Raw genomic sequence first — 25,599 nt, forward strand, 5'->3', positions numbered from 1 at the left:
TCCGTCGTCGGCAGCGTCAGATGTGTATAAGAGACAGGCCCGGCACCCCGTGGAGGGGCGCCGGGCTCGTCGCGTGCGGCGGGGTCAGACCAGGTCGAACCGGTCGAGCTCCATCACCTTGGTCCACGCGGCGACGAAGTCGTGGACGAACTTCTCCCGGGCGTCCTCGCTGGCGTACACCTCGGCGAGCGCGCGCAGCTGGGAGTTCGACCCGAAGATGAGGTCGACCGGGGTGGCCGTCCACTTGAGGTCACCGCTGGCGAGGTCACGGATGTCGTAGACGTTCTCCTCGGACTCCGACGCCTTCCACTGCGTGCCGGGGGCGAGCAGGTTGACGAAGAAGTCGTTGGTCAGGACGCCCGGACGGTCGGTCAGGACGCCGTGCGCGACGCCACCGACGTTGTTGCCGAGGGCCCGCAGGCCGCCGACGAGGACCGTCATCTCGGGAGCGGTGAGGTTCAGCATGTACGCGCGGTCGACGAGAAGGACCTCCGGCTGGAGCTTGACGCCCGGACGCAGGTAGTTGCGGAACCCGTCTGCGCGCGGCTCGAGCACCGCGAAGGAGTCGACGTCCGTCGCTTCCTGCGTCGCGTCGGTGCGGCCGGGGTGGAACGGCACGGTCACCGCGACACCCGCGTCCTGCGCGGCCTTCTCCACGGCGGCGGAGCCCGCGAGGACGATGAGGTCGGCCAGCGAGATCGTCGCGCCACCGGCCTCGTTGAACTCGCGCTGGATGCCCTCGAGGGTGTCGAGGACCGCCCCGAGCTGCTCGGGCTGGTTGACGGCCCAGCTGCGCTGCGGCTCCAGGCGGATACGAGCGCCGTTTGCACCGCCCCGCTTGTCGGTGCTGCGGAAGGTGGCGGCCGACGCCCAGGCGGTCGAGACGAGCTGGGAGACCGTCAGGCCGGACCCGAGGACCTTGTCCTTGAGCGCGGCGACGTCGTCGTCGCCCACCAGCGGACCCTCGACGGCGGGCACGGGGTCCTGCCACAGCTGCTCCTCGCCGACCCACGGGCCGAGGTAGCGCGAGACCGGACCCATGTCGCGGTGGAGCAGCTTGTACCAGGCCTTGGCGAAGGCCAGGCGGAACTCCTCGGGGTCCTCGAGGAAGCGACGCGAGATCTTCTCGTAGGCCGGGTCGAAGCGCAGGGCCAGGTCGGAGGTCAGCATGCGCGGCTCGTGACGCTTCGACGGGTCGTGGGCGTCCGGGATCAGGTCGGCGCCCGCGCCGTCCTTCGGCCGCCACTGGTGGGCGCCGGCCGGGGACGTCGTCAGCTCCCAGTCGTAGCCGAACAGGATCTGGAAGAACTCGTTGTCCCACCGCGTCGGGTTGGAGGTCCACGTGACCTCGAGACCGGACGTGATCGTGTCGGCGCCCTTGCCGCTGCCGAACTCGCTCTTCCAGCCGAGGCCCTGCTGCTCGAGCGGGGCACCCTCGGGCTCCGGGCCGACGAGGCTGGAGTCGCCGGCGCCGTGGGTCTTGCCGAAGGTGTGGCCACCGGCGATGAGCGCGACGGTCTCCTCGTCGTTCATGGCCATCCGACCGAAGGTCTCGCGGATGTCGCGTGCCGAGGCGACGGGGTCCGGGTTGCCGTTGGGGCCCTCGGGGTTGACGTAGATCAGACCCATCTGGACCGCGCCGAAGACCTCGTCGAGCTGACGGTCGCCGGAGTAGCGCTCGTCGCCGAGCCAGGTGTCCTCCGGACCCCAGAAGATCTCCTCCGGCTCCCAGACGTCCTCACGGCCGAAGCCGAACCCGAAGGTCTGGAAGCCCATGTCCTCGAGGGCCACGTTGCCGGCGAGCACGAGCAGGTCGGCCCAGGAGATCTTCTGTCCGTACTTCTGCTTGACCGGCCAGAGCAGGCGGCGGGCCTTGTCGAGGTTGGCGTTGTCGGGCCAGCTGTTGAGCGGCGCGAACCGCTGACCGCCGTCACCGGCCCCACCGCGACCGTCGTAGATGCGGTACGTGCCGGCCGCGTGCCAGCTCATCCGGATGAACAGGCCGCCGTAGTGGCCGAAGTCGGCCGGCCACCAGTCCTGCGAGGTGTGCAGCACGTCGACGATGTCCTGCTTGAGGGCGTCCAGGTCGAGCTTGGCGAACTCGGCCTTGTAGTCGAAGTCCGGGCCCAGCGGGTTGCCCTTGGGGGAGTGGGCGTGCAGCACCGACAGGTCGAGCGAGTCGGGCCACCAGTCCTTGATGCCGCGCGGGCGACCGCCGGTCTTCGGCGTGGGCGAGTCGATCGCCGGGTTCTCGCTCTCGCTGCCCTGCGCGGTCGCCGAGTCGTGCATGACCGGGCAGCCGCCGCCGCTCGTGCGGTCCACCCCCTGCGGGCTCTCGGGGGTGACGTGGTTCTGGATGTCGGTCATGAGTGGTTCCTTCCGGGCATCGTTGTCGCTTCAGGGGTTTCGGCGGTCGAGCAGGCGGGACAGGTGCCCCAGTAGACGACCTCCGCCTCGTCGATCACGAAACCGTGGTCGTCGGAGGCGGTGAGACAGGGGGTGTGGCCGGTGGCGCAGTCGACGTCGGCGATCGCGCCGCACGAGCGGCAGACCACGTGGTGGTGGTTGTCGCTGACCCGGGCCTCGTAGCGTGCGGTCGCCCCAGCGGGCTGGATGCGTCGCAGCAGGCCCGCGGTGGTGAGCGCACGCAGGACGTCGTACACCGCCTGGTGCGAGACCGCGCCGAGGTCTGCGCGGACCCTGTCGATCACCGTGTCGGTGTCGGCGTGCGGGTGGTTGTGGACCACCGAGAGGACTGCCAGCCGCGGCCGGGTGACCCGCAGCGACGCCCCCCGCAACACGGCCTCGTAGTCCGTCGTCGTCATGCGCACACCATGGCGTCTAATCTTGAATGAGTCAAGATGTGTCTCGAAGGCTCTCGCGCGACCACACCCGAGCACGGCGACGAGCCGGTCAGCTCCAGCGGGAGCTGACCGGCTCGGCCCGTCGACGCGTGCCTCCCGAGAGGCGGGCGCGTCAGTCGGGTCAGTCCGTGACCTGCAGCGCCTTGACCTCGTCGCGAGCGGCGAGGACCGCGGCGTGCTGCCGGGTCACGACCTCACGGAAGCCCGCGCTGAGGTCCGCCTCGAGGGCCTTCTCGTACTCCGACACCGCGTGGTCCTCACCGGTCACCGCGGCACCCAGGACGCTGCCGGCGTCATCACCGGTCAAGGCGTCCTTGAGCGCGATCCAGCCGCGGTGCAGGGCGGCGGCGGCCGACCCGCTCTCGTCGACGTCCTCGCCGTACTCGTGGCCCATCTCGACGATCTCGCGCCGGAAGCCGGCGCGCTGCTCGGACAGGCGTTGCAGGGTGCTGGCCCACTCGGGACGGTCACCGTCACGAAGCTTCTCGGCGGCCGAGGCGAACCCTCGCTCGCCGTCCTTCAGCGTCTCCACCAGGTCCTTGGCGACCTTCTCGTCATCCGACATCTGTGCTCCTTCGTCGATGAGCTGGACCTTCGAGTCCTACCCGCAAGGTGAGGCCACCAACCGGCGGAACCGCCGTCGGACGCGGCCGGCCACCCGCTCCCTCAGGGCCACCGCTCGGGGCCGCGGCGGGCGACGTCCCGAGGGTCGTCAGTCGTCCATCGCCTCGATCCCCAGCTCGGCCAGCTCGACCATGCGCGCGCGCATGTGGCTGATCATCTCCGGGTCCGGAGGCGTCCAGCCCGTGATCTCCTCGACGACGCGCAGCGGCTCGGTCGTCCGGTAGGACCGCGTCGGGTTGCCCCGGGAAGCGCTTGTCGGTGACGTTCGGGTCGTCCTCGATCCGGCCGAGCGGCTCGACCCGGTAGACGCGGCCGGGACCGTCACCGCGAGCGAGCTCGGCAGCCAGTGGTGCGCCGTCGCGCGTGGCGGTCAGGTAGATGTGCTTGGCCCGGCGCCCCGATCCGTAGTTCGAGCTCCACCCCGGCGTGAGCAGGTCACCCGGGCGCAGGTCCGCTCTCGTCCCGTGGAAGAACGGCCCGGGGTCGTCGACGACGCGCGGCGTCGGAGGTGGGTCCCGCAGCAGGCTGTCGAGCCGTTGCATGAGGACCGCGACCCGGCTGCGCCCCTTGGGCGCCCGCGGGTAGCGGCTCAGCACCTCGAGGACGACGGGCGTGGCCCGCTCGGCGGCTGCGGTGACGACGTACTCCGCGACGACCGGGTCGTCGCCCCGGGCGAGCTCGGCTGCGCGGGCGGCGTGGGCGGCCGACCCGAGGATGTGCCGCACCTGCGTCGCCCGGGCGAGGGGGTGCAGGTAGGCCGCTGCGGCGGCATCGCCCGCGGCGGTCGCCGCGTGCCGCGCGGGTTCGGCCGTCGCGTCTTTTGCGGCGCGGTGGGCGTCGGCCGCGGCGCTGCGTTGGAGGCGCGACCGCGGCGCGCCCTCGGCGAAGACCCGCGCGGCGTGGACAGCCGCCGCCGGCCGCGGGTCATCGGGACGGTCCCGCTGGAAGAGGACGAGCGCCGGTTCGGCGCACGCCGCGGCATACCCGGCGACCGCCCGCAGCTCGTCCATCGTCAGCTCGACGTCTCCTGGGCCGGTCTGCATCGCCCAAACCTCCCACACGGCCATCCGCCCGCGCCCCTCGGGACGGTGCCGGCTCGCCCGCCGGCGAGGGCTGTCACCCGCCTGCGGGGGCTGTCGCCCGGCCGCGAGGGCTGTCACCCGGCCGCGCGGGCTGTCGCCCGGCCGCGCGGGCTGTCGCCCGGGCTGCGCGGGCTATCGCCCGGCCAGCTCGGCCACCACCGGGGCCAGCACGTCGGCGGAGTTCGCGCCGACGACGAAGTAGGTGTAGCCGATCTCCTCGCGGCGTCGCTCGATCTCCTCGGCGGCGGCCACCGGGTCGCCCGGGAGCACGGCCAGCGAGTCCGCCTCCCGGAGGGCCTGCGGGTCGGTGTCGCGCACCGAGGTCATGAACGGGGCGATGGCGTCGCCGACGACGGGGACGTGGAGCGCGAGCTCGACGTCGCGCACGGCACGCAGCTCGCGCGCCCGACGCGCGACGTCGGCACGGGCGTCACGGGGCAGCGTCGCGATCGTGACGGTGTCGGCGACCTCGGCAGCCAGCGCCAGGGCTCTCGGCCCCCGGACGGCCATGACCACCGGCGTGTGGACGTCCGGGCCGTCCAGGTCGCGCAGCACGGCCACGGTCTCACGCACCTGGGCCAGCCGCCCCTTCGGTGGCGGGACGGGCATCCCGAGCTCGCGCAGCTCGTCCTCGATCCCCGGCCGTCCGGTGCCGATGCCCATCTCGAAGCGCCCCTCGGTGAGCACCGACAGCGAGTGTGCCTCCCAGGCGGTGCTCCAGGCCGGTCGCAGCGGGGAGGCGTAGACCCAGGTACCGACGCGCAGGTCGGTCTGCGCCGCTGCCATCGCGAGTGCTGGGGCGGGCGCGGGCTGCCACTGCGGCACGTCGGGCATCAGCAGCGTCGAGTAGCCGCTGTCGGCGATGCGGCGCACCCGGTCCCGCCACGTGGGCACGTCGGTCAGCACCGGGGTGACGACCCCGAAACGAAGCGGTCTGGTCATGTCTGGACTCCGTCCGCAGGTGGCACGTCCGGCAGTCGGCGTGGCCGACGACGAACCGTGGAGCACGGAGGAGCAAGGGTAGCGGCGGCTGCTACCGTCGGTGCCAGTTGCCGTCAGAGTCCAGGCGAAGGTCGCGGGTCGCGCTCGTCGTGACCGTCGGCAGCCCGAGGCCTCCACACGGAGGCCTCGCACGACAAGAAGAGGCAAACCAGTGGCAACAGGCACCGTGAAGTGGTTCAACAGCGAAAAGGGCTTCGGCTTCATCGAGCAGGACGGCGGCGGCGCCGACGTCTTCGTTCACTACTCGGCCATCGAGAGCAGCGGCTACCGCGAGCTGCAGGAGGGCCAGAAGGTCGAGTTCGACGTCACCCAGGGCCCGAAGGGGCCTCAGGCGGAGAAGGTCAGGGGCATCTGACGCGGGACCTCCGCCCTCGTGCTCGAAGGACGATCCCCCGACCTGTCGGTCGGGGGATCGTCCGTGTGGGGAGGGTCAGGCCGCCGGGGCCGGTTTCACCGCGAGCACCGGGCACGGGGCGTCGAGGAGGACCTGCTGCGCCGTGCTGCCGGTGAGCAGCTTGCCCACGGGGGAGCGTCGACGCACGCCGATGACGACGAGGTCCGCGTCGACCTCCTCGACGCAGGTGAGGATCGCCTCGGCCGCCGAGCTGCCGGTCGTGGGTTGGCGGACGTCGTGGCCGATGTCCTGGTTGGCCAGCTGCAGGTCGATGGCGTCCATGTCCTGGGCGGTCGCGAACGAGGGGTCGGCGTAGTTGCCGTCACGGCCGGTGTTGACGACCGTGAGGTGGGCCCCGGTGCGTCGGGCGAGGTCGATGGCGGCATCGAGCGCCGCCGACCCCTCCGGCGTGGGGATGTACCCGACGACGATCCTGGCGTACATGCGTCTCCTGTCCTGCGCTCGACGGGCCCGAGGTGGGGCTGGTTCCGCCCGGTCGAGCGCGGGTTCGGTGGGGAGGGAGGGGGGCCGCCGCCTCGGTCGGCGGCCCCGCCCGTTCGTGGGGGCTACGCCTCGAGCCGCAGCGCGCCGGTCATGATGCCGACGCCCTCGGTCATCGAGTGCGACTGCGGCGTGATGACGCCGGCACAGCCGCCGAGCCGTTGGACGTGGATGCGGTCGGCCACGTCCCACACGTGCGGCATGTTGTGCGAGATGAGGATGACGCCGAGGCCCTTCTCCCGCAGCTGCCGCACCATCGCGAGCACCTGGTTGCTCTCCTTGACCCCGAGGGCTGCGGTCGGCTCGTCGAGGACGACGACCTTGCCGCCGAACGCCGCGGCCCGGCTGACGGCGACGGCCTGCCGCTGTCCGCCGGAGAGCGTCTCGACCGCCTGGCCCATGTTCTGGATCGTCTGGATGCCGAGCTCCTGGACGGCGGCACCCGCCCGCTCCCGCATGCCCTTCTTGTCGAGCATGCGCAGCACGGACCCGAGCGGGCCCGGGCGGCGCTCCTCGCGGGCGAGGTAGAGGTTGCTCGCGATGTCCAGCGCCGGGATGACCGCCAGCTGCTGGTACACCGTCTCGATGCCGGCGTCACGCGCGTCCTGCGGGCGGGTGAAGTGCACCCGCTTGCCGTCGAGCTCGAGCACGCCGGCGTCGGGGACCAGGGCACCGGTCAGGCACTTGATGAGCGTGGACTTCCCGGCGCCGTTGTCGCCGATGACGGCAAGGACCTCACCGGGGTAGAGGTCGAGGTCGACCCCGTCGAGCCCGACCACGCGGCCGAAGGTCTTCACGAGCCCCCGGGCCGAGAGGACCGGCTGCCGGGTCCCGCTCGAGGTGCCCGTCGCGTCCGATGCCACTGCGGTCATGACTTCACCTTCCTGATCCACTGGTCGATCGCCACCGCCACGATGACGAGGACGCCCACGGCGAGCAGTCGGTACTGCTGGTCGACGCGGGCCAGGCTGAGGCCGACGTAGAAGGCCTGGACGATGAGGGCGCCGATGAGCGTCCCCACCAGCCGGCCGCGCCCGCCGAAGAGGCTCGTGCCGCCGATGACGACCGCCGTGATGCTCTGCAGGTTGGCGTCGGTGATGGCGTTGGGGCTCGCTGCACCGGCACGACCGATGAGGACCCAGGCGCCGAGGCCGTAGATGAGGCCCGCGACGACGTACACGCTGAGCAGCACGCGCTTGCTCGCGATGCCCGACAGGCGCGCGGCCTCCGCGTCGTCGCCGACGGCGTAGACGTGCTGGCCCCAGGCCGTCTGGCTCAGGGCGAACCCGACCACCGCGTAGAGGACGAGCACGATGACGACGCCGACCGTGAGCCGGAACGGGCCGAGCGGGAAGCTCGTCGAGGTCCAGTTGAGCAGGTCCGGCAGCTCGTTGTTCTGGAAGCTCTTGCTGCCCGAGTAGAGCAGCGCCGCCGCGGTGAAGATGCTCAGGGTCCCGAGCGTGACGATGAACGGCGGCAGGTTGACGCGGGTGACGAGCAGCCCGTTCAGCGCGCCGGCGGCGAGGCCGAGCCCGACACCGACCAGCAGGGCCACCGGTGCCGGCCAGCCGTGGTCGGCGGCGAGCTTGGCCATGACCATCATCGCGAGGATGACGATGGCTCCGACGGACAGGTCGATGCCGGCGGTGAGGATGATGAGCGTCTGGCCGATGGCCAGGCACGCGACGACCGCCGTCTGCTGCACGAGCAGGGAGAGCGCCGCCGGGTTGGAGAACCTCGGGTTGACGGCGGTGAAGACCACCATCGTCAGGACGAGGATGACGAGCGGGCTGATCCACGGGTGTCCGTGGAGCAGGTGCTGCACGCGTTGGAGGGGGCTGTGCCGTCGACGGGTCAGCTCCGCCACCGCGGCCGAGGTGCCAGCGGTCATGTCGATCAGCCCCAGCAGATCTTCGATGCGGCGTCCGAGGTGATGCTCTCGACCCCGTCGGCCTTCTTGTCGGTGACCAGGGCGACACCGGTGTTGTAGAAGTCCAGGCCGTTCGAGGTCTTGGGCTTCTCGCCGCCGCGCGCGATCTTGGCGATGGCCGCCATGCCGAGCGTGGCCATCTTGAGCGGGTACTGCTGCGACGTCGCGCCGATGATGCCGTCCTTGACCGACTTGACGCCGGCGCAGCCGCCGTCGACGGAGACGATGATGACGCCCTTCTCCTTGCCGGCCGCCTTGAGGGCGTTGTACGCGCCGATGGCCGCGGGCTCGTTGATCGTGTAGACGACGTTGATGTCGGGGCTGTTGGTCAGGCAGTTCTCCATGGCGGTGCGGCCGCCGTCCTCGGAACCGGTGGTCGGCTCGTTGCAGGCGATGGCGTACTGGCCGCCGGCGTAGCTGCCGGTCTTGTCCTCGTCGCCGTTCTTCTGCTTGTCCTTGGTGTCGATCCCCATGCCGGTCAGGAAGCCCTGGTCACGGTTGTAGTCGACCGAGACGACCTTGTCGTTGAACAGGTCGAGGAGGGCGATCGTGGCCTTCTTGCCGCCGAGCTGCTTGTTGGCCCACTGGCCGATCAGCTCACCGGCCTTGAAGTTGTCGGTCGCGAAGGTGATGTCGACGGTGTTTGCGGGGTCGGGCGGCGTGTCGAGGGCGATGACGTAGAGCCCGGCGTCGCGCGCCTTCTTGATCGCGGCGTTGACCCCCGGCCCGTTGGGGGTGATGAGGATGCCCTTGTCGCCCGCGGCGATGGCGTTCTCGATGGCCTGGACCTGGCCCTGCTCGTCGCCGTCCTTGGCGCCCGAGGCGATGGTCAGGTCGACGTTGTCCTTGGCCGCGTCGGCCTGGGCGCCCTTCTGCATGGCGACGAAGAACGGGTTGGTGGAGTCCTTGGTGATGAGGGAGACGCCGACCTTCTCGCCGGCGTCACCTCCGCCCGTCCCCGAGCCGGTGGCGGAACCGCCGCCGCCACAAGCCGCGATCCCGAGGACCAGGCTCCCGGCCGCCACGGCGACCAACGCCCGGCGCGCTGCCGGCCGGTGCGTGGGAACGATGGTGGTGCGCTGCATGACGTGACCTCTCTGTCCGACGTCGTCGGCTGACAACGTTGTCAGAATCTTTATAGGGTGCCGTTCCCCCATGAGTCAAGGTTTCATGACCATACTGAGACATGGATGAGACAACGTTGTCACCTGGCGGTGCCGACACCGGCCCCCGCCCGACGCCGCCGGCCGCGGCCGCCGGCCTCGATGGCAGACGCGTCGCCCGGGCCACCATGAAGGACGTCGCGACGCTCTCGGGCGTCAGCCTCAAGACGGTGTCGCGCGTCGTCAACCACGAGGCCAACGTGTCCACCGCGGTCCGCCAGCGCGTCGAGCGTGCGGTCGCCCAGCTCGACTACGTCCACAACGCCAACGCGAGCCTCCTGCGGCGGGCGAACAACCGATCCGGGACGGTCGGCGGGCTCTTCCAGGACCTCAGCAACAGCTTCTCCGCCAGCCTGCTGCGATCCCTCGAGGACATCGCCCGCAGCCACGGCACCGTCGTGCTGGCGGCCAGCCTCGACGAGGAGGCGGAGCGCGAGGTCGAGCTCGTCCGTGGGCTCGTGGCGCGGCGCGTCGACGGCCTCGTCCTCATGCCCGCGACGGCCCGGCAGGAGTACCTCGCGCCGGAGCTGCGGGCCGGGTTGCCGACGGTCTTCGTCGACCGTGTCCCGCACGGGGTCGACGCCGACTGCGTCACCGTCGACAACGTCCTCGGCGCTCGTCGGGCGGTCGAGCACCTCGTGGCGCACGGACACCGACGCGTCGCGGCCCTGTGCGACCTCGCGAAGATCCAGACCGCGCAGGATCGGCTGCGTGGCTACCGCGAGGTCATGCGGGCGGCCGGAGCCGCCGAGACGGATCTCGTCGAGGTGGTCGACCTGCACACGACCGAAGCCGCCGAGCACGCGGTTCTCGGCCTGTTCGACGGGCCGGGCCCGGCGCCGACGGCCCTGTTCGCCGGGCGCAACGACCTCGCCGTCGGGGCGTTCCGGGCCCTGCGCGCGCTCGGGCTCACCCACCGCGTGGCGGTCGTCGGGTTCGACGACTTCCCGATGGCCGACCTCATCGACCCGCCCCTGACCGTGGTCCGGCAGAACGTCGAGCGCATCGGCGCGGAGGTCGGCAGGCTGCTCTTCTCCCGCATCGACGGCGACAGCACGCCGCCCCAGCGGGTCGTCATCGAGCCGTCTCTCGTCGTGCGGGGCTCGGGCGAGATCGGCCCCCACTGACGCTGCCCCGGGGGCCCTGCGCCCGTACCCGGGGGGCCCGCCTGGCCGCCAGGCCGGCCCGTCGCCTGCGTCGGTCCGCGACCGGCGTGTCCACCACGCGGACGGCCGTTGCAAATCCTAGCCAGGCAGTATGAGATCAGGGCATGCGCCACCAGATGCTGACCATGCGTCGCGCGGTCGACCACATGGGTGTCGCCAGCGCCATCTGTCGCTGAGCGCGCCCCGCACGCCCCGGCCGCCCTCCGCGCGGCCCTGAAGGGCGTCGCGCCCCTCCCGGCCCGGCCGCGAGCACGTCCCGGCCTGAGGCCCTCGGGGCGTCGCGGCCCGTCTCAGGCCCGTCGCGGCCCGTCGCGGCCCGTCGCGGCGTCGCCGGGAGCTGCTGCCTCCCCCCGCCCGATGGTGCCGACCGTTCCCGGACGGCCGGCCGTGCCGCGGGCTCCTTCACGCACGCCTTCCGAAAGGTCCCTTCGCCATGCCCACCACCCCGTCCGCCCACGCGCCGGACCGACGTTCCGTCCTGTTCGCCCTCGCCGCCACGCCGCTGCTCGCGACGCTCGCTGCCTGCGGTGGGACCTCCAGCGCGGCCGACGGTGGCCCGCCGCTGGCTCCCACCGCGGCGCTGCCGACCACGGTCCCGAAGGGCACGACGCTCGTCGTCGGCGACCCGCAGGTCGAGCAGGCCCTCAGGCTCTCCGGCGAGCTGGAGAAGTTCACCTTCCCGGTCACCTTCGCCAACATCAGCGGTGGCCCGCAGACGCTGGAGGCCTTCCGGGCCAAGGCCCTGGACCTCGGTGCGGTGGCCGACATCCCGCCCCTGCAGGCCGCGTGGACCGGGGTCGACACGCGCATCGTCGCCGCGCAGTTCCGCAGGCAGCCCGAGACGCACCCGATCTACCAGCTCGGCATCGCACCGGGCGTGCGGGTCACCTCACTGGCCGACCTGCGCGGCAAGAAGATCGCCTACAGCCCCGGCCAGGCGCAGGGCGCCCTCGTCCTGCGCGTGCTGCACAGGGCCCGGCTGACCCAGCAGGACGTCCAGCTCGTCGAGCTGCCGAGCACCGGCGACGTCTACCCGACCGCCTTGGCCTCCAAGCAGATCGACGTCGCGCCCATCGGGGGAGTTGCCCTCGAGCGATACCTCGCCCAGTACGGCAGGGACGGCGCCACGGTCGTCCCGCACGGGCTGCGCGACGACCCCGGTCACCTCTACGCCCCCGAGAGCTCCCTGCGCGACGCCGGCAAGGCCGCCGCGATCCGCGAGTACGTCGCGCACTGGGGCGCCGCGTTGAAGTGGGTCGACGAGCACCCGAAGGAGTGGGTCGCGGGCTACTACGTCCGCAACCAGGGACTGACCGACGCCGAGGGCCAGTACCTCGTCAGGTCCGCCGGCGCCCGCGACGTCCCCACCGACTGGACGGCCGCGATCCGCCGCCACCAGGAGACCGCCGACCTCCTGTCGGCCGACCAGCGCCGCCCGCACCTCGACGTCGCCACCCTCTGGGACCGCCGGTTCGAGAAGGTCGGCGGCACCGCCTACGCGACCGGACGCGCCTCATGACGACGCTGGTCGGCATCTCCACGCGGCGCGATAACCGCACGGCCGCAACGGTGCCCGTCGTCCGTCTGGTCGACGAGCGCCCACGGGCGACGAGGCTCGGACCGGGTCGCCGACGCCGCTTCGACGCAGCGCTCGGGTCCGTGGCCCTGCTCGCCGTCTGGGTGACGGGTTCGGCCTCAGGGCTGCTCGACCCCCGCATCCTGTCGGCCCCGTGGACCGTCGTCACGACCACCGGCGACCTGCTCGCCGACGGCCGGCTGCAGACCAACCTCGCCGTGTCTGCCCAGCGTGCCGGCCTCGGTCTGCTCCTCGGGATCCTCCTCGGTTCCGCCCTGGCGCTGCTCTCGGGCCTGAGCCGGTTCGGTGAGGCGCTCGTCGACGGGCCGGTGCAGGTCAAGCGCGCCATCCCCTCACTCGCCCTCCTGCCGCTGCTCATCCTCTGGTTCGGCATCGGCGAGCCGATGAAGGTCGTCACCATCACGCTCGGCGTGCTCGTGCCCGTCTACGTCCAGACCCACGCCGGGCTTCGGGGCATCGACAGCAGGTACGTCGAGCTGGCGCAGACCGTCGGGTTGAGCCGAACAGCCTTCGTACGCAAGGTGATCCTTCCCGGTGCCCTGCCGGGCTTCCTCCTCGGCCTCCGGTTCGCCGTCACCGCCGCCTGGTTGTCCCTCGTGGTCGTCGAGCAGGTCAACTCGACGTCCGGCATCGGCTACATGATGGAGCTCGCGCGCACGTACGGACAGACCGACATCATCGTCGTCGGGCTCGTCCTCTACGGGCTGCTCGGTCTGCTGTCCGACGGTGCCGTCCGACTCCTGCAGAGGAGGGCACTGGCATGGCAGCGCACCCTGGGCTCCTGAGCCCCGACCGCGTCGGCGCCGACCGCACCGCCGTCGTCGTCGAGGACCTCGTGCGCGGCTACGGACCCAAGGGCGTCCTCGACGGGGTCTCCCTCGACATCGCACCAGGGGAGTTCGTCGTCCTGCTGGGCCGCAGCGGCTGCGGCAAGAGCACGCTGCTGCGCGCGCTGGCGGGGCTCGACGGGGAGGTCAGCGGCTCGGGACGCGTCGTCGTCCCCGACCGCGTCTCGGTCGTCTTCCAGGACTCGCGACTGCTGCCGTGGGCCAGCGTCCTCGACAACGTCGTCCTCGGCCTCTCCGGCCGAGCAGCGCGCGACAAGGGGGTGGCCGCGCTGGACGAGGTGGGGCTCGCCGGCCGCGAGCACGCCTGGCCGGCCGAGCTCTCGGGCGGTGAGCAGCAGCGCGTGGCCCTGGCCCGGTCCCTCGTCCGGGACCCCGAGCTGCTGCTGGCCGACGAGCCCTTCGGCGCCCTCGACGCCCTGACCCGCCTCCGCATGCACGACCTGCTGCGCGAGCTCTACGACCGGCACCATCCTGCGGTGCTGCTCGTGACCCACGACGTCGACGAGGCGGTCACCCTCGCCGACCGGGTCATCGTCCTGGACCGTGGGCGCATCGCCCTGGAGCGACGCATCGACCTCACCCACCCCCATGGGGACGGGCAGGCGCACGGAGGCGACCGGGACCCGTCCGACGCCGCCTTCGCCGCCGTCCGGAGCGAGCTCCTCGCCGCCCTCGGCGTCACCCCCGCCGGATCCCGCACGGCCACCGAACCCACCGACACCGACCCCGACCCCGACGCCGAAAGGACCACGTCATGACAACCACCAGCCGCCGCGCCATGCACCTCAACGCCTTCCTCATGAGCACCGGGCACCACGAGGCGTCCTGGCGTCTGCCGGAGAGCGACCCCTTCGCGGGCACCGACGTCACGCACTACCAGCGCCTGGCGCAGATCGCCGAGCGGGGCCACCTCGACTCGATCTTCTTCGCCGACAGCCCGGTCCTCTGGAACGACATCGGGCGACGCCCGTCGGGGGCCCTCGAGCCCACGGTCCTGCTGACGGCCATCGCGGCGGTCACGAGCCGCATCGGTCTCATCGCCACGGCGTCGACGACGTACAACGACCCCTACAACCTCGCGCGCCGGTTCGCGTCCGTCGACCACGTCAGCGGCGGCCGTGCCGGGTGGAACGTCGTCACGACGGCCGGACCCGACGCCGCCCGGAACTTCGGCCTCGACGACCAGCCCGCGCACCACACGCGCTACGAGCGGGCCGCCGAGTTCCTCGACGTCGCCCAGAAGCTGTGGGACAGCTGGGACGACGACGCGCCGACCGGCGACAAGGCCTCCGGCCGGTGGGGCGACAACGACAAGGTCCGGGCCATCGAGCACGTCGGAACCCACTTCCGGGTGCGCGGTCCGCTGAACCTGCCACGCTCGCCGCAGGGGCACCCGCTCATCGTCCAGGCGGGCTCGTCCGAGGACGGCAAGGCGTTCGCGTCCCGGTACGCCGAGGCGGTCTTCACCGCCCACCAGACCCTCGAGGACGCCAGGGCGTTCCACGCCGACCTCAAGGCCCGCACCGCGGCCGTCGGCCGCGACCCCGAGGGCATCAAGGTCCTGCCGGGCATCGTCCCGGTCATCGGCTCGACTGAGGCCGAGGCGCGAGCGCTCGAGGCCGAGCTCGACGAGCTGATCCGCCCGGAGTACGCCGTGGCCCAGCTCGCCCGGACGCTGCGGCTCACCCCGGACGACCTGCCGCTCGACCGCCCGCTGCCGGCGGACCTGCCCTCCGAGGACGAGATCGAGGGGGCCAAGAGCCGCTACACCCTCATCGTGGAGCTCGCGCGCCGTGAGCACCTCACGGTCCGGCAGCTCATCGGCCGCCTCGGCGGCGGGCGCGGGCACCGGACCTTCGCGGGCACCCCCGAGCAGGTCGCGGACGCCCTCGAGGAGTGGTTCACCGGCGGTGCCGCCGACGGGTTCAACATCATGCCGGCCGCCCTCCCGTCGGGCCTGGAGGCGTTCGTCGACCACGTCGTGCCGATCCTCGTGCGGCGCGGCCGTTTCCGCGCCGAGTACACGGGGTCGACCCTCCGCGAGCACTACGGGCTGCCCCGCCCCGTCAACCGCTACTCGGGCACGCCGACGCGCGCCGAGGCCGCGACGGCATGAGCGACCGACCCGGCCCGGGGGACGCGTCCCGCGTCACCCCCACGACCCACCGACCCGCCTCGTGAAAGGACCCGCCATGTCCCGCATCCTCACCGTCTCCGGATCACCCAGCGCGACCTCGCGTTCGGCTGTGTTGCTCGACCACGTCTCCCGCACCGTGGTGCGGCACGGCCACGAGGTCGTGCACCTGGACCTGCGCGACCTGCCGGCCGAGGCGCTGCTCCACGCCAGGTTCGACGACCCCGCCGTCGTCGGGGCCGCCCGGCTGCTCGAGGACAGCGACGCGTTGGTCGTCGCCACCCCCGTCTACAAGGCCGCCTACAGCGGCCTGCTCAAGTCGTGGCTCGACCTGCTGCCGCAGCTGGCCCTCGCCGGAAAGACGGTGCTGCCGCTCGCGACGGGCGGCAGCCTCGCGCACGCCCTGGCAATCGACTACGGCCTCCGGCCCGTCCTGTCCTCGATGGGAGCCCGGCACGTCGTGCAGGGCTTCCTCGTCGTCGACCAGCTCATCGAGACGTCGGCCTCGGGCGCGGTCACGTTCGGCACGGACGTGCAGCCGGGCCTGACCGCGGTCGTCGACGGGTTCCTCGACGCCCTGGCGTCGGGAGCCCCCGCGCGCCTCAGCGCGTGACCGTCGGCCGCGGCCGCGGGAGGGGTGCGGTCGGTCGGACGGGTGAGGAGCGTCTGGCAGCCCTTGTGGCGTGCAGCGAGCGCGCGCGACAATCGCGACGCAGCGACGATCGCCGGAAGGAACGTCATGCCCGCGGCCCAGCGAACCATCCTCATCCAGCGGCCCGTCGAGACGGTGTTCGCGTTCTTCACGACGCCGTCGAACGACCCACGGTGGCGACCGCACGTCAAGGAGATCGACGGGCCTGCCCAGCTTCAGGCCGGGTCGCGCATCCACCAGGTCGTCGCCGGGCCCGGCGGCCGTGGGATCGATGCCGACATCGAGGTGACCGACTACTCGGCGCCGACCCGGTACGCGTTCGAGGTCGTCGCCGGACCGGCGCGCCCGCGGGGTGAGTACGCCTTCGAGAGCACCGACGGCGGGGCCACCACGGTGACCTTCTCCCTGACGGCCGAGCTGTCCGGGGTGAAGAAGCTCTTCATGTCCGGTCCGGTGCAGAAGTCCATGGACGGGGAGATGGCGGCGCTGGACACCGCCAAGGCCCTGCTGGAGTCCGAGTAGCGCCAGGTGGGCCCGCGGGCCGGTGAGGGCGGCGAGAAGTTCCGCGATTCCGCGGACGGCGTCGAGAACCCGTGCCACCGTGGTGGGGAGGCCCACCGCTGTGGGGGCAGGGGGCCGAGAGGCCCGGGGTGACCGGCCCGGATTGGGTCGCCGGTCCCGAACGAGCCGAGGAGTCCCCGCCGCACGGGCAAGGTGGCGGGGACTCACCTCGCCCGGCGTGGCCGCCCCGGGTACGGCGGGTGGTCGCCGGGTACCCGGCCGGCGCCGGCGACGGCCCCGGCCCGGGGGACGCGGGGGACGGCTCGGGCCGCTCCGGCTCCTGCCACGTCGTCGACGGGGACTCTCGGGGGCGACGACGTGGAGACCCACCTCTCCACGCGTGCCATGACGAGCATGAGGGCCAACCCGATCACCGGAGTCGTGAGGCCGAGGAGTGTCATGTCGGGTCCTTTCCGCGTGCGGTCCCCCGATCGAGCTCCCCCTGTCAGCGACGACGCGGGTCGGCCCGGCGTATGACGCGGTCCCACCCTCCCCGCTCGGTATCCTCGGGAGGTGAGCGCACCACAGCGCGACGGGGAGGAACGGGGTCAGGCGGCGCACGACGTCGCGGACCTCATCCCCATGGTCCGGCGCATCGTGGGTGCTCGCGTCGGGGCGCACCCGGCCGCCGAGGACCTGGTGCAGGAGACGCTGGCGCGCGTCCTCGCCGCCTTCGACAGCATCGAGCCCGGGATGCTCGAGCCGTACGCCATCGCCACCGCCCGCAACGTCGTGGCGACGATGTGGCGCCAGGAGGACCGCAGGCGCCGCAACCAGCACCGCGTGGTGGACGTCAGCGCACCCGAGACACCTGAGGCCCAGGTGCTGTTCGGCGAGGACCAGGAGGCCATGGCGCGGGCCCTGGCGCATCTGGACGACCGCGACCGCCGGCTGCTCCTCGAGCACGAGGTGGCCGGCACCGACACGCGGTCGCTGGCGGCCCGGGCCGGCAGCACCCCGGGGGCGGTCGCGGCCCACCTGAACCGGACCCGCGCCCGGCTCCGCGTCGAGTACCTCCTCGAGCTGGAGGACGCCCCGAGCCTGACCGACCGCTGCCGGCCGGTGCTGCTCGCCCTGAGCAGCGGCGACCAGCGCCGCCAACGCGAGGTGCAGGCCGCCCAGCACCTGCTCGAGTGCGAGCTGTGCGCCCGCCTGAGCGGGCCGCTGCTGGAGCGCGGGCAGGGACGCGACGACGCCGTGCGCATCCCCATCGAGCGCGACGCCGACATCGTCCGCGCGCGCGGTGCCGCACGAGAGATGGCCTCGACCTTCGACTTCGGTCCCACCGACCTGACCCTGGTCGCCACGGCCGTCTCCGAGGTCTGCCGCAACATCGTGCGCTTCGCCGGCAGGGGAGAGGTCACCATCGAGCTCGTCGAGGTCCCGGCCCGGGGCATCCGCGTGACGGCGCGCGACGCCGGACCCGGCATCGCCGACGTCGACCGGGCCCTGACCGACGGCTACAGCACCTACGGCGGCCTCGGCCTCGGGCTGCCCGGCGTGCGCCGCCTCATGGACGACTTCGTCCTGGCCAGCGACCCCGAGCACGGAACGACGGTGACCATGACCAAGTGGGAGAGGACGCGCAACGATGACTGACCACGACACCGGCCGCGGACGCGGCGGCATCGCCGAGGGCGAGCACCTGCTGTCCCAGCTCGTCGCCCACCTGCGGGAGCACCGGACCAGGCTGCGCGAGGAGTGGGCCGAACGCATCCAGCAGGCGCACCTGCTGACCGCCATGACCCAGCAGGAGATGGCCGCCGAGACGACGTCGGTCTACGACAACTACGTCGAGGTCCTCGAGACCGGCAGCGTGGAGGCCCTCCAGCACTACGCCCGGGACCTGTCCGAACGCATCATCCCGCGCGGCGTCGAGACGCACGAGGTCGTCGGCATCGTGCTGCTTCTGCGTGACGTGCTCGCGCGGTCCCTCTTCGAGAAGTACCAGCGCGACTTCGCGCTGCTCAACGAGGTGCTCGACGCCTACGAGCCCGCCGCGAACCGGATCGCGAACACCGTCGCGGTGAGCTTCGTCGAGGAGCGCGAGCGCGTCATCCGGCAGCAGCAGGACTCCATCCGGGAGCTGTCGACGCCGGTGCTGCCCGTGCGTGAGCGGCTGCTCATCCTGCCGATCATCGGCGTCCTCGACAGCGAGCGCGCCCGCCAGCTCACCGAGCAGCTGCTCGCGGGGATCCGCACGCACCGGGCCAAGGTCGTCGTCATCGACATCACCGGGTCCCCGGACGTCGACCAGGCTGTCGCCAACCACCTCGTCCAGACGGTGGACGCGTCACGCCTCATGGGTGCGAGCGTCATCATCACGGGACTGTCACCGAAGATCGCCCAGACGCTCGTGACCATCGGTGTGGACCTCAGCAAGATGTACACCATCGGTGACCTGCAAGGCGGCCTCGAGGAGGCCGAGCGTCTGCTCGGATACAGCGTCACCCGAAGGGAGGCCAGCGCCAGCTCGTGAACGGCAGCCCAGCTCTCGTGTCGATCATGCGACAGGGCCCCAACCTGATCGCATCGATCCACACCGCGCTCGACGACTCGCAGCTCGTGCGCTTCGAGCGTGACCTCGTCGACCAGATCGGGGAGCACCGGTCGAGGGGCGTCGTCATCGACGTGGCCGCCCTCGACGTCATCGACTCCTTCGCGGCCCTGACGCTGCGTCGGGTGGTGGAGATGGCACGCCTGCGTGGCGCCCTGACGGTGATCGTCGGCATCCAGCCCGAGGTCGCCTTCACGATGGTCCGCCTCGGGGTCGGCCCCTCGGACGTGCCCACGGCGCTGAACCTCGAGGAGGGTCTGGCCGTGCTGGCCCGGGGCGGCGGGTCGACGACGTGGGCGGACGAGGGCCGCCTCCAGGGGCGCTCGTGACGGCTGGCGCGTCCCGTCCCGAGGGCGCCGACCTCGGCCGTGTGACCCAGGACTACCGACCCATCCTGCTGCGGTTCCTGCCGCACCGGGCCGAGGAGGTCCGCGCCGCGGCCTACGAGCTGGGTCGGTCGGCGTTCGCCGGCGGCGTGCCGCTGCTCGACATGTGCCGCATCCACCTGCAGGTCACCGCCGAGGTCCTGCGGGAGGCACCGGCCGAGGACGTCCTGCGGATCCACGACGCGGCCAGCGAGCTCCTCCTCGAGGTGCTGGCCGCGTACGAGATGACGCACCGGGGCGCCGTGGGTCGCTGACGGGGCCCGCCCGGACGCCTTAGGCGCCGGTGCATGACGTGCGCACGAAAGCCGGTCGGGCCCACCGGCCGATGGCCCGCGCGTGGACCACGGGCTACCCGACCGATCACCGGTCCCGCGCCGGCGCGCCCCCGTCGCGTCATGCACCCGGCCCGTGGGGGTCTTCGGTGGTGACCCGGGCCACGGGCCGCCCATGGCGGACCGACCCCAGACGACCGAGGAGCCACGCCGATGGAAGCCCGCCCGAAACCGAGCCCGAGGGATGCCGTGGCGACGGCCGCTATGGGGCGCTCGCCGGCGTCGGCCGTCCCCGCCCGTCCGGACCGTCTGCTCGGCCCATGACGCGAGGCATCGCCTCGCACGTCTCCACAGCGACGTGGGGACGCGAGACGGCGCCGCCACCCTCCCCGCGGCGCCGTCTCCTCGCGCAGCCTCCCGCCCACATGTCTCCGGGCGAGCAGGCCGCGCGCCGGCTCATCGACGCGGTGCACAGTGCCGCGACGGAGTCCGAACGGTGTGCCGCGATGGAGGCGGCGGTCGTGGCCCACCTGCCGCTGGCGAGGTCACTGGCCCGGCGCTACCTCCAGAAGGGGGTCGAGGCCGAGGACCTCGAGCAGGTGGCGGCGCTCGCGCTCGTCAAGGCGGTCACCCGGTACGACGTCACGGCCGAGACGCCGTTCGGCGCCTATGCCACGCCGACGATCACCGGTGAGCTGCGGCGCCACTTCCGCGACCACGGCTGGCTCGTCCGGCCGCCCCGCCGGATCCAGGAGCAGCGTCAGGAGATGACCCGTGCGCGCGAGGAGCTGACGCGCGACCTCGGGCGTCCCCCGACCTCGGCCGAGCTCGCCTCGGCCATGGGCCTCGACCTCGAGACCCTGGGCCAGCTCGAGATCGCCGAGCAGAACCTGCGCCCGACCTCGCTCGACGCGCCGGCACCCGACGCGGACGCCGGTTGTCCCGACCCCGCTCGCCCGGACGCACGGAGCCTGGAGGACCGGACGTCCGATGACGTCGAGACCCGGGTCGTGGTGCGCGACGCGGTGCGGTCGCTGCCGCTCGAGGCGCAGCGCCTGGTCCACCTGCGGTTCACCGAGGGACTGAGCCAGCGGGAGGTCGCGGCGCAGCTCGGCCTGTCACCGATGGCCGTGAGCCGGTTGCAACGCCGGACGCTCGAGGCGCTCGGCGAGCGGCTGGCCGACCTCGCCCCCGCTCACCTGCGCCGGACGGCCTGAGCGCCCGGAGACCCGTCGCCGACCGTCACGCCCGTCACCGCCCGTCACCGCCCGGCGTCGTCCGTCACGGCCCGTCACCGTCCGGCGTCGTCCGCGACGTCGAGACGGACGCAGCAGTGCCCCGCCGCGGGGGACAGCGACGCCTTGAGGCGACTCGCCCCGAGCCCCTCGAGCATGCCCTCGACGAAGGCGTGGTTCAGGCCGCAGACGAGCGCGGGAGCCCGCGCCGCCAGCGGGTGGAAGGGGCAGTTGCGCAGGCGCACGCACGTCGGTGTCTCGCGAGTCGGCTCGAAGCCGTGCTCGGCGAGGAGCGACTCGGCGAGGGTGAGCGCCCGTTCGGGGCCCAGCCGTCCCGGTCGCGTCACGGCGCGCTTCGAGGTGCCGGCCCGGCGGCCCCGGTCGGTGGCTGCCTCGGTGGCCGCGGTCTCGACGGCGCTGCCCGTCCCGGTCGCGACCACGGCGTCGAGGAGCAGCTCGGCGAGCAGGTCGGGCCGGCGGTCCGGGATGGTGATGCTCACCGTGTCGTCGGTGGCCTCGTACAGCCTCGGGGCGCGCCCGACGGAGCGGGGCCGCCGACCGAGGCCGAAGTGGGAGCGGAGCAGGCCGCTGTCGACGAGCTTGTCGAGGTGGAACGCCGCGAGCTTGCGGGAGATCCCGACGGCGGCGGCGGCCTCGTCGCGCGTGACGGGCCGGCCCTCGGCCCGGATGAACGCGTACATGCCACGACGCAGGTCGTCCTCGAGCGAGGCGACCGCTCGGATCTCGCGTTCCGACAGCACCTGCCCAGTCTAACGACCACGGCCGTTGGTCATGGCGAGCTCTGCACCGAGTGCCGCACTTGACGAGGAGCGCCTGATAACGCCAAAGTTTATTGGTCTTAATGTTTCGGCCCAGGAGTGGCGATGGATCTCGTGAAGGCTCAGGCGCAGGACCCCGACGAGGACCGGGTGGGCCGTCGAGGTGACAGCGGCTCCGGGCGCGACCGGGTCCTCAGGGTCGTGCACGACGCGCCCGAGAGGGACCTGGCAGCCGCCGAGCGAGCGGCGGCCCTGTTCCTCGAGGCCCTGGGGGTCCGACTCGACGACGAGAGCCTGCGCAACACCCCCGGCCGGATGGCCCGCGCCTATGCCGAGCTGTTCACGCCCCGGCCGTTCGAGCTGACGACCTTCCCCAACGACGAGGGCTACGACGAGCTGGTCCTGGCCCGCGGCATCCCGTTCCGCTCGGTGTGCGAGCACCACCTGCTGCCGTTCATGGGAGTCGCCCACGTCGGCTACCTGCCCGGCGACCGCATCCTCGGGCTGTCGAAGCTGGCCCGGATCGTCGAACACTTCTCCTGCCGGCCCCAGGTGCAGGAGCGGCTGACCAAGCAGGTGTCCGACTGGCTGGTCAACCACCTGGCTCCCAAGGGCGTCGGCGTCGTGCTCGAGGCCGAGCACCTGTGCATGTCGCTGCGCGGCGTCCAGGCGCCGGGCGTCACGACGCTGACGTCCTCCCTCGGCGGGTCGCTGCGCGAGGACGCCCGATCCCGCCAGGAGTTCTTCGCCCTCGTCGGCGTCCAGCCCTGAGCGTCCGGCCGGCGTCGTCACGCCGTCGTGCCGAGTTGTGCCGGCGACAAGCGACGACGACGGGTGCCGTCCGGCCGCGGAGGGGTCGGGCCGGACGGCACACCGCCGGTGGTGCGGGTGGACGGGGTGTCAGGCGAGCGGCGTCGCGGCCTTGACGAACTCGTCGGTGTAGGTCTTCGACAGGTCGATCGACTTGCCCTTGACCTTCGGGTTGAACTCCCCGAGGACGGACAGGCACGTCTGCGGCCCGTCCGGCGGCATGAGGCCCGTCGGGTTGAAGATGCCCTTCTCGCTGTCGAGGGCGGCGACGTAGGCGTCCTTGCCGACACCCTTGTAGTAGTCGGCCGGCATCTTGTCGGCGATGTCCGCGCCGCTGTGCGACTGGATCCACTTCAGGGTCGCGACGTAGGCGTTGACGAGCTTCTGCACGGTGCCCTTGTTGCCGTTGACCCACTCGGTCGGCATGTAGAGCGAGGTCGCCGGGTACGTGCCGCCGAGCGCCGCCTTCGACCCCGCGGCGGTGCGCATGTCGAGCAGGATGAAGGCCGTACCGTCCGACAGCGCCTTGCTCACCGTGGGCTCGGTCGTCATGCCGCAGGCGATCGTCTTCTGCTTCATCGCCGCGATGAACGTCTGGCCGGCGCCGACGCCGCGGCGGGTCTCCTGGGTCGGGTCGACGCCGTTCTTCTTGCTGAGGTACTGGGTGAGGAAGTCGGTCGAGGAGCCGGTGTCGGTGATGCCGAGCGACTGGCCCTTGAAGTCGGCCGGGCTCTTGATCGTGCCCTTGAGGTCGCTGCGGCACAGCTCGACCTCGCCGGGGATCTGGAGCATCGAGACGACCGCCTCGGAGGACTTGCCCTGCGCCTGCAGCGCGATGTTGTGGTCGTAGAAGCCGCCGACGCCCTGGACCTGTCCGGCGAGCATGTTCTGCGTCGCGTCGCCTCCGGCCGGCTCGTCGACGAGGTTGACGTTGACGCCGGCCTTCGCGTAGTAGCCGAGCTGCTTGGCGAGCATGAACGGCAGGTAGATCTGCTTGCTCATGCCGCCGACCATGATCGTCACGGTGGGGGCGTTCGGGTCGGCCGAGCCCGCCGACACGTTGGCGCCGGACGCGTTGTTGGCGCAGGCGGCCATCGTCGACGCGGCCAGCAGGGCGGCGCCGATGGCACCGATTCGCTTGCTGTTCAAGGGAACTCTCCTTTGAGTCTGTGTGGAACTGGTCCTCGGGTGCTGGTGTGTGGTGTGCGGTGCTACTCGTGCGCGCCTCCGCCATGGGTCTGCGGGGGGCGCCAGCGCAGCAGGCGGCGCTCGAGGAGGGTGATGAGGCCCTCGGCGGTCAGGGCGATGGCGGCGACGAGGACCATGCCGGCGAGGACCCCGTTCATGTCGAAGTTGTTCTGCGACGAGCGGATGAGCAGGCCGAGGCCCTCGTTGGCGCCGAGGATCTCCCCGACGAGGGCACCGATGAGGGCGAAGCCGAAGCTGATGTGCAGGCTTGCGAGGATCCACGTGAACGCCGACGGCAGCACGACGTCACGGGTGACCCGCCACCTCGAGGCCCCGAGCAGCCGGGCGTTCGCGACGAGGTTGCGGTCGACCTCGCGGCTGCCCTGGAAGGCGTTGAAGAAGACCCCGAAGAAGACGAGGACGACGGCCAGGATGACCTTGGACTGGATCCCGAACCCGAACGCAACGGTGAAGATCGAGCCGAGGATGATGCGGGGGATCGAGTTGGCCGCCTTGAGGAACGGCGCGAAGATCTCCGACAGGACCTGGATCCGGCCGAGGGCGATGCCGAGCACGACACCGAGCACGGCGCCGATGGCGAACCCGAGCACGGCCTCCTCGAGCGTCACGAGGATCTGGGTTCCGAGCGAGCCCTGGGGCGTGCCGACCGTCACCCAGGCCACGAGGGTGTCCCAGACGCCGGTCGGCTCGCCCCAGAAGAAGGGGTCGACGAGCTTGGTGTGGACGCACAGCTGCCAGGCGCCGACGAGGACCACGACGATGCCGAGCCGGACGGCGGCCAGCCGCAGCCGGCGGCGGCGCAGGACGGCGCGGGGGTCGGTCCGCGTCGCGTGCCTGCCTTCGGGCGCACCGGTTGCACCGGTCGCGTCGCGCGTGCCGATGCTGTCGAGGCCGGCAGGCGGCACCTGCGAGGGCGCCGTGGCGGCGGGCGTGGGGGACGGGCGTCCTGCGGTCGTGTCGATCACGAGGCCACCTCCGTCAGACGCGTCGTGCGGGCGTAGGCCTCCTCGACCTCGGCGCGCAGCGCCTCCCAGATCTGCCCGTAGAGGCGGGTGAAGCGCGGGTCGAGGCGGATCTCCTGGACGACGCGCGGGCGCGGCAGGTCGATCTCGAACTCGGCCTTGACCGTGCCGGGGCCCGCCGTGATGACGACCACCTTGTCGGCGAGCGCGATCGCCTCCTCCAGGTCGTGCGTGACGAACACGACGGCCGGACGCGTCTGGTCCCAGAGGTGCAGCAACTCGGTCGACATGATCGCCCTGGTCTGCACGTCGAGCGCGCTGAACGGCTCGTCCATGAGCAGGATGCGCGGCTGGTTGACGAGCGTCTGGGCCAGCGCGACGCGCTTGCGCATGCCGCCCGAGAGCTGGTGCGGGTAGCGGTCCTCGAAGCCGGAGAGCCCGACGCGGCGCAGCCAGTCGCGGGCGAGCCCGGTGGCCTCGGCGCGGGGCGCTCCGCGGTAGAGGGGTCCGGCCGCGACGTTGTCGAGGACCGTGCGCCACGGGAAGACGGCGTCCTGCTGGAAGACGAAACCGGTGCCGGTGTCGATGCCCCGGACCGGCTCGCCGTGGACGACGGCCTCACCTCGGGTGGGACGCTCCAGCCCGGAGACCAGGGTCAAGGTGGTGGACTTGCCGCAGCCGGTCGGGCCGACGACGGCGCAGAACTGACCGTCCTCGACGGTCAGGCTGAGGTCCTCGATCGCGGTGTACGTGCCGCCCCCACTCGTGGGGAAGGTCTTGGTGACGTTTCGTAGCTCGATGGCGGCCATGGGCCGAAACCCTTTCTCCTCGTTGAGTTGCGTCACCGTAGGGTCGGCTCGGTCCGGCGCTG

Annotated in this window: 26 protein-coding genes and 2 pseudogenes; 14 read left to right on the forward strand and 14 right to left on the reverse strand. The window is 72.1% G+C overall.

What is annotated here, in order from left to right; genetic code table 11:
• Nucleotides 1-84: 84 nt before the first annotated feature.
• The 6 genes and pseudogenes from katG to ACR9ZK_RS07150 form a co-directional block, all read right to left on the reverse strand.
• Nucleotides 85-2,367, reverse strand: a complete 2,283-nt coding sequence (katG, locus tag ACR9ZK_RS07125) for a catalase/peroxidase HPI (protein WP_481341197.1) — start codon at nucleotides 2,365-2,367, stop codon at nucleotides 85-87.
• Nucleotides 2,364-2,825, reverse strand: coding sequence for a Fur family transcriptional regulator (locus tag ACR9ZK_RS07130; RefSeq protein ID WP_481341198.1), 462 nt, complete (start codon nucleotides 2,823-2,825; stop codon nucleotides 2,364-2,366). Before ACR9ZK_RS07130 ends, katG begins: the two co-directional genes overlap by 4 nt.
• A gap of 160 nt (nucleotides 2,826-2,985) precedes the next feature.
• On the reverse strand, nucleotides 2,986-3,429 hold the full coding sequence (locus ACR9ZK_RS07135) for a ferritin-like domain-containing protein (protein ID WP_481341199.1): 444 nt from the start codon (nucleotides 3,427-3,429) through the stop codon (nucleotides 2,986-2,988).
• A 147-nt stretch (nucleotides 3,430-3,576) separates the two neighbouring features.
• Nucleotides 3,577-4,030 (reverse strand): annotated as a pseudogene (gene arr, locus ACR9ZK_RS07140) (NAD(+)--rifampin ADP-ribosyltransferase).
• A gap of 165 nt (nucleotides 4,031-4,195) precedes the next feature.
• Nucleotides 4,196-4,555, reverse strand: a pseudogene (locus ACR9ZK_RS07145) (putative immunity protein); the annotation flags it as partial.
• Nucleotides 4,556-4,702: 147 nt separating this feature from the next.
• Nucleotides 4,703-5,512 carry an LLM class flavin-dependent oxidoreductase gene (locus tag ACR9ZK_RS07150; RefSeq protein WP_481341200.1) on the reverse strand — a complete coding sequence of 270 codons (810 nt, stop codon included), beginning with the start codon at nucleotides 5,510-5,512 and terminating at the stop codon, nucleotides 4,703-4,705.
• Nucleotides 5,513-5,723: 211 nt separating this feature from the next.
• Between ACR9ZK_RS07150 and ACR9ZK_RS07155 the strand changes: the two genes are divergently transcribed.
• A complete protein-coding gene (locus ACR9ZK_RS07155) occupies nucleotides 5,724-5,927 on the forward strand; it encodes a cold-shock protein (RefSeq protein ID WP_481341201.1) in 204 nt (67 codons plus the stop codon).
• Between the two features lie 75 nt (nucleotides 5,928-6,002).
• On the opposite strand, the gene ACR9ZK_RS07160 is transcribed toward ACR9ZK_RS07155, so the two are convergent.
• From ACR9ZK_RS07160 to ACR9ZK_RS07175, 4 genes are all read right to left on the reverse strand, one after another.
• Entirely contained in the window at nucleotides 6,003-6,410 is a 408-nt protein-coding gene (locus tag ACR9ZK_RS07160) for a universal stress protein (RefSeq protein WP_481341202.1), read from the reverse strand.
• A gap of 122 nt (nucleotides 6,411-6,532) precedes the next feature.
• Nucleotides 6,533-7,339, reverse strand: coding sequence for an ATP-binding cassette domain-containing protein (locus ACR9ZK_RS07165; RefSeq protein WP_481341203.1), 807 nt, complete (start codon nucleotides 7,337-7,339; stop codon nucleotides 6,533-6,535).
• The gene (locus ACR9ZK_RS07170) at nucleotides 7,336-8,358 is read right to left on the reverse strand and encodes an ABC transporter permease (protein ID WP_481341204.1); all 1,023 of its coding nucleotides are present in this window, start codon (nucleotides 8,356-8,358) and stop codon (nucleotides 7,336-7,338) included. The genes ACR9ZK_RS07165 and ACR9ZK_RS07170 overlap by 4 nt, the downstream gene beginning before the upstream one ends.
• A gap of 5 nt (nucleotides 8,359-8,363) precedes the next feature.
• Nucleotides 8,364-9,482 carry a substrate-binding domain-containing protein gene (locus tag ACR9ZK_RS07175; RefSeq protein ID WP_481341205.1) on the reverse strand — a complete coding sequence of 373 codons (1,119 nt, stop codon included), beginning with the start codon at nucleotides 9,480-9,482 and terminating at the stop codon, nucleotides 8,364-8,366.
• A gap of 101 nt (nucleotides 9,483-9,583) precedes the next feature.
• Here ACR9ZK_RS07175 and ACR9ZK_RS07180 point away from each other — a divergent pair, with 101 nt between their 5' ends.
• From ACR9ZK_RS07180 to ACR9ZK_RS07235, 12 genes are all read left to right on the forward strand, one after another.
• Entirely contained in the window at nucleotides 9,584-10,687 is a 1,104-nt protein-coding gene (locus ACR9ZK_RS07180; protein ID WP_481341206.1) for a LacI family DNA-binding transcriptional regulator, read from the forward strand.
• 472 nt (nucleotides 10,688-11,159) lie between these two features.
• A complete protein-coding gene (locus tag ACR9ZK_RS07185; protein WP_481341207.1) occupies nucleotides 11,160-12,245 on the forward strand; it encodes an ABC transporter substrate-binding protein in 1,086 nt (361 codons plus the stop codon).
• Entirely contained in the window at nucleotides 12,242-13,108 is an 867-nt protein-coding gene (locus ACR9ZK_RS07190) for an ABC transporter permease (protein WP_481341208.1), read from the forward strand. Before ACR9ZK_RS07185 ends, ACR9ZK_RS07190 begins: the two co-directional genes overlap by 4 nt.
• Nucleotides 13,084-13,929 carry an ABC transporter ATP-binding protein gene (locus ACR9ZK_RS07195; RefSeq protein WP_481341209.1) on the forward strand — a complete coding sequence of 282 codons (846 nt, stop codon included), beginning with the start codon at nucleotides 13,084-13,086 and terminating at the stop codon, nucleotides 13,927-13,929. Before ACR9ZK_RS07190 ends, ACR9ZK_RS07195 begins: the two co-directional genes overlap by 25 nt.
• Entirely contained in the window at nucleotides 13,926-15,287 is a 1,362-nt protein-coding gene (locus tag ACR9ZK_RS07200; RefSeq protein ID WP_481341210.1) for an LLM class flavin-dependent oxidoreductase, read from the forward strand. Before ACR9ZK_RS07195 ends, ACR9ZK_RS07200 begins: the two co-directional genes overlap by 4 nt.
• Nucleotides 15,288-15,363: 76 nt before the next feature.
• On the forward strand, nucleotides 15,364-15,918 hold the full coding sequence (ssuE, locus tag ACR9ZK_RS07205; RefSeq protein WP_481341211.1) for an NADPH-dependent FMN reductase: 555 nt from the start codon (nucleotides 15,364-15,366) through the stop codon (nucleotides 15,916-15,918).
• A gap of 126 nt (nucleotides 15,919-16,044) precedes the next feature.
• Nucleotides 16,045-16,479, forward strand: coding sequence for an SRPBCC family protein (locus ACR9ZK_RS07210; protein ID WP_481341212.1), 435 nt, complete (start codon nucleotides 16,045-16,047; stop codon nucleotides 16,477-16,479).
• A 552-nt stretch (nucleotides 16,480-17,031) separates the two neighbouring features.
• Nucleotides 17,032-18,117, forward strand: coding sequence for a sigma-70 family RNA polymerase sigma factor (locus tag ACR9ZK_RS07215; RefSeq protein ID WP_481341213.1), 1,086 nt, complete (start codon nucleotides 17,032-17,034; stop codon nucleotides 18,115-18,117).
• A complete protein-coding gene (locus ACR9ZK_RS07220; RefSeq protein ID WP_481341214.1) occupies nucleotides 18,110-18,997 on the forward strand; it encodes an STAS domain-containing protein in 888 nt (295 codons plus the stop codon). The genes ACR9ZK_RS07215 and ACR9ZK_RS07220 overlap by 8 nt, the downstream gene beginning before the upstream one ends.
• A 26-nt stretch (nucleotides 18,998-19,023) precedes the next feature.
• Complete coding sequence (locus ACR9ZK_RS07225) at nucleotides 19,024-19,404, forward strand: STAS domain-containing protein (RefSeq protein ID WP_481341215.1); 381 nt, start codon at nucleotides 19,024-19,026, stop codon at nucleotides 19,402-19,404.
• Nucleotides 19,401-19,715 (forward strand): phosphatase RsbU N-terminal domain-containing protein, encoded by a 315-nt coding sequence (locus ACR9ZK_RS07230; RefSeq protein ID WP_481341216.1) that lies wholly within the window; start codon nucleotides 19,401-19,403, stop codon nucleotides 19,713-19,715. The genes ACR9ZK_RS07225 and ACR9ZK_RS07230 overlap by 4 nt, the downstream gene beginning before the upstream one ends.
• Nucleotides 19,716-20,158: 443 nt before the next feature.
• Nucleotides 20,159-20,950: a sigma-70 family RNA polymerase sigma factor gene (locus ACR9ZK_RS07235; RefSeq protein ID WP_481341217.1), complete on the forward strand. Its 792-nt coding sequence runs from the start codon at nucleotides 20,159-20,161 to the stop codon at nucleotides 20,948-20,950.
• 74 nt (nucleotides 20,951-21,024) lie between these two features.
• Here the strand turns inward: ACR9ZK_RS07235 and ACR9ZK_RS07240 are convergent, their stop codons facing one another.
• Complete coding sequence (locus ACR9ZK_RS07240) at nucleotides 21,025-21,729, reverse strand: helix-turn-helix transcriptional regulator (RefSeq protein WP_481341218.1); 705 nt, start codon at nucleotides 21,727-21,729, stop codon at nucleotides 21,025-21,027.
• A gap of 123 nt (nucleotides 21,730-21,852) precedes the next feature.
• On the opposite strand from ACR9ZK_RS07240, the gene folE reads away from it, so the two are divergent.
• Nucleotides 21,853-22,518, forward strand: coding sequence for a GTP cyclohydrolase I FolE (folE, locus tag ACR9ZK_RS07245; protein WP_481341219.1), 666 nt, complete (start codon nucleotides 21,853-21,855; stop codon nucleotides 22,516-22,518).
• Between the two features lie 129 nt (nucleotides 22,519-22,647).
• Here folE and ACR9ZK_RS07250 read toward each other — a convergent pair whose 3' ends face one another.
• The 3 genes from ACR9ZK_RS07250 to ACR9ZK_RS07260 form a co-directional block, all read right to left on the reverse strand.
• On the reverse strand, nucleotides 22,648-23,706 hold the full coding sequence (locus ACR9ZK_RS07250) for an ABC transporter substrate-binding protein (protein WP_481341220.1): 1,059 nt from the start codon (nucleotides 23,704-23,706) through the stop codon (nucleotides 22,648-22,650).
• Between the two features lie 62 nt (nucleotides 23,707-23,768).
• Nucleotides 23,769-24,731, reverse strand: a complete 963-nt coding sequence (locus ACR9ZK_RS07255; RefSeq protein ID WP_481341221.1) for an ABC transporter permease — start codon at nucleotides 24,729-24,731, stop codon at nucleotides 23,769-23,771.
• Nucleotides 24,728-25,537, reverse strand: coding sequence for an ABC transporter ATP-binding protein (locus tag ACR9ZK_RS07260; RefSeq protein WP_481341222.1), 810 nt, complete (start codon nucleotides 25,535-25,537; stop codon nucleotides 24,728-24,730). The genes ACR9ZK_RS07255 and ACR9ZK_RS07260 overlap by 4 nt, the downstream gene beginning before the upstream one ends.
• Nucleotides 25,538-25,599 lie beyond the last annotated feature (62 nt).

It is taken from the genome of Monashia sp. HAY1-5C (assembly GCF_056755255.1).

Coding starts and splice junctions, on each gene's coding strand:
- ACR9ZK_RS07220 (WP_481341214.1), top strand. CDS start 18,110: ATGACTGACCACGACACCGGCCGCGGACGCGGCGGCATCGCCGAGGGC.
- ssuE (WP_481341211.1), top strand. CDS start 15,364: ATGTCCCGCATCCTCACCGTCTCCGGATCACCCAGCGCGACCTCGCGT.
- ACR9ZK_RS07165 (WP_481341203.1), bottom strand. CDS start 7,339: ATGACCGCAGTGGCATCGGACGCGACGGGCACCTCGAGCGGGACCCGG.
- ACR9ZK_RS07135 (WP_481341199.1), bottom strand. CDS start 3,429: ATGTCGGATGACGAGAAGGTCGCCAAGGACCTGGTGGAGACGCTGAAG.
- ACR9ZK_RS07225 (WP_481341215.1), top strand. CDS start 19,024: ATGCGACAGGGCCCCAACCTGATCGCATCGATCCACACCGCGCTCGAC.
- ACR9ZK_RS07195 (WP_481341209.1), top strand. CDS start 13,084: ATGGCAGCGCACCCTGGGCTCCTGAGCCCCGACCGCGTCGGCGCCGAC.
- ACR9ZK_RS07190 (WP_481341208.1), top strand. CDS start 12,242: ATGACGACGCTGGTCGGCATCTCCACGCGGCGCGATAACCGCACGGCC.
- ACR9ZK_RS07185 (WP_481341207.1), top strand. CDS start 11,160: ATGCCCACCACCCCGTCCGCCCACGCGCCGGACCGACGTTCCGTCCTG.
- katG (WP_481341197.1), bottom strand. CDS start 2,367: ATGACCGACATCCAGAACCACGTCACCCCCGAGAGCCCGCAGGGGGTG.
- ACR9ZK_RS07175 (WP_481341205.1), bottom strand. CDS start 9,482: ATGCAGCGCACCACCATCGTTCCCACGCACCGGCCGGCAGCGCGCCGG.
- ACR9ZK_RS07170 (WP_481341204.1), bottom strand. CDS start 8,358: ATGACCGCTGGCACCTCGGCCGCGGTGGCGGAGCTGACCCGTCGACGG.
- ACR9ZK_RS07160 (WP_481341202.1), bottom strand. CDS start 6,410: ATGTACGCCAGGATCGTCGTCGGGTACATCCCCACGCCGGAGGGGTCG.
- ACR9ZK_RS07130 (WP_481341198.1), bottom strand. CDS start 2,825: ATGACGACGACGGACTACGAGGCCGTGTTGCGGGGGGCGTCGCTGCGG.
- ACR9ZK_RS07150 (WP_481341200.1), bottom strand. CDS start 5,512: ATGACCAGACCGCTTCGTTTCGGGGTCGTCACCCCGGTGCTGACCGAC.
- ACR9ZK_RS07200 (WP_481341210.1), top strand. CDS start 13,926: ATGACAACCACCAGCCGCCGCGCCATGCACCTCAACGCCTTCCTCATG.
- ACR9ZK_RS07235 (WP_481341217.1), top strand. CDS start 20,159: ATGTCTCCGGGCGAGCAGGCCGCGCGCCGGCTCATCGACGCGGTGCAC.
- ACR9ZK_RS07180 (WP_481341206.1), top strand. CDS start 9,584: ATGGATGAGACAACGTTGTCACCTGGCGGTGCCGACACCGGCCCCCGC.
- ACR9ZK_RS07210 (WP_481341212.1), top strand. CDS start 16,045: ATGCCCGCGGCCCAGCGAACCATCCTCATCCAGCGGCCCGTCGAGACG.
- folE (WP_481341219.1), top strand. CDS start 21,853: ATGGATCTCGTGAAGGCTCAGGCGCAGGACCCCGACGAGGACCGGGTG.
- ACR9ZK_RS07260 (WP_481341222.1), bottom strand. CDS start 25,537: ATGGCCGCCATCGAGCTACGAAACGTCACCAAGACCTTCCCCACGAGT.